Origin of the sequence: Mesorhizobium sp. M7A.F.Ca.CA.002.04.1.1, from assembly GCF_004022805.1 — a bacterium.
Classification (GTDB): Bacteria; Pseudomonadota; Alphaproteobacteria; order Rhizobiales; family Rhizobiaceae; genus Mesorhizobium; species Mesorhizobium ciceri.
Genome location: NZ_RZPL01001129.1, coordinates 1 through 1,052 on the forward strand (window position 1 = coordinate 1; position 1,052 = coordinate 1,052).

General features: G+C 67.0%; 1 protein-coding gene and 1 pseudogene. Both read right to left on the reverse strand.

Annotation, left to right across the window (positions count from 1 at the left end; all coding sequences use genetic code 11):
• Nucleotides 1-531, reverse strand: a pseudogene (locus ENZ75_RS32725) (ABC transporter); the annotation flags it as partial.
• Nucleotides 531-1,052: FAD-binding oxidoreductase (locus tag ENZ75_RS32730; protein ID WP_164888217.1), on the reverse strand; the 522-nt coding region annotated here is incomplete at its 5' end. The gene ENZ75_RS32730 and the pseudogene ENZ75_RS32725, both read right to left, overlap by 1 nt.

A 1,052-nucleotide genomic window follows, 5' to 3' on the forward strand; every position in this document is an offset into this window, starting at 1 on the left:
GTAGAAAGGCTGGCTGCCGCGGGTGATCTCGCGCCCGGCGACCAGCAGCGTGTAGACGATGATCAGCATGGCCAGCGTGGCGATCGAGGCGCTCGATCCGGAAAGCCTTAGCAGCGGCGCACCGGTCAGCAGGCCGACGACGACCGCCAGAGCCAGGACGATGGCCAGCGCTGCGACGAAGGAGAGTTGATGGCCGGCGAGGAATTGCGGCAGGTCGCGCAGCGCCGTTCGCTGCAGTGCCGTCGGCATGGTGAGGATGCCTGTCGCATAGGCGCCGAGGCCGACAAAGGCCGCCTGGCCGAACGAGACGATGCCGCTGTTGCCGGAGAATATCTGCAGGCCGAGCACCGCCGTCAGCATGATCGCGGCATAGGTGACGACGCGTTGCATGGCGGCGCCGCCGAAGATGAAGGCGGCAAGCGCCACCAGCAACAGCACCGCGACCATGCACAGGGCATCGGCCGTGGCGTTGCGGAACGCGGCCGGCATGAAGCCGGAACTCTTGCTCTCGCTCGTCGTCACCGACGCCATCACGCGGCCCTGAAGCGATCGGGTGAAAACGGGGCCAGGATCGGTTGCGCGCCTTGGGTGACCAGCTTGGCCACCGCCTCGCCGACTGCCGGCCCGGTCTTGAAGCCGTGGCCGGAAGACCCCGCCGAAACGACCAGCCCTTCGACATCAGGCATGGCGCCGATGACCGGCAGATCGTCGGGGCTCATGTCGTAGAGACCGGCATAGCCCGGCCGGATGCCAAGCTCGGCCATGGCCGGCACGCGGCTGGCGAAGGTCTCCAGGATCTCGACCGATTCCTGCTCCTCGACACCTTCCATGTAATCATCGGGATTTTCGACGAAGCGTGGACGGCCTGCATGTTCGTGGCGCAGGCCGGTGCCGCCGCCGGCCCAGGTCCCGGCGAGGATGACGCCGTCATTGTCTGGCCGCGCATAGTTGCAGGAAATGTCGTCGCACCAGGCGAACGGCATGACCTGCCTTGCCTTGCCGGCAGCGTCGAGCACGGCCATCGGATGGCGCTCGACATGCAGCGGCAGATC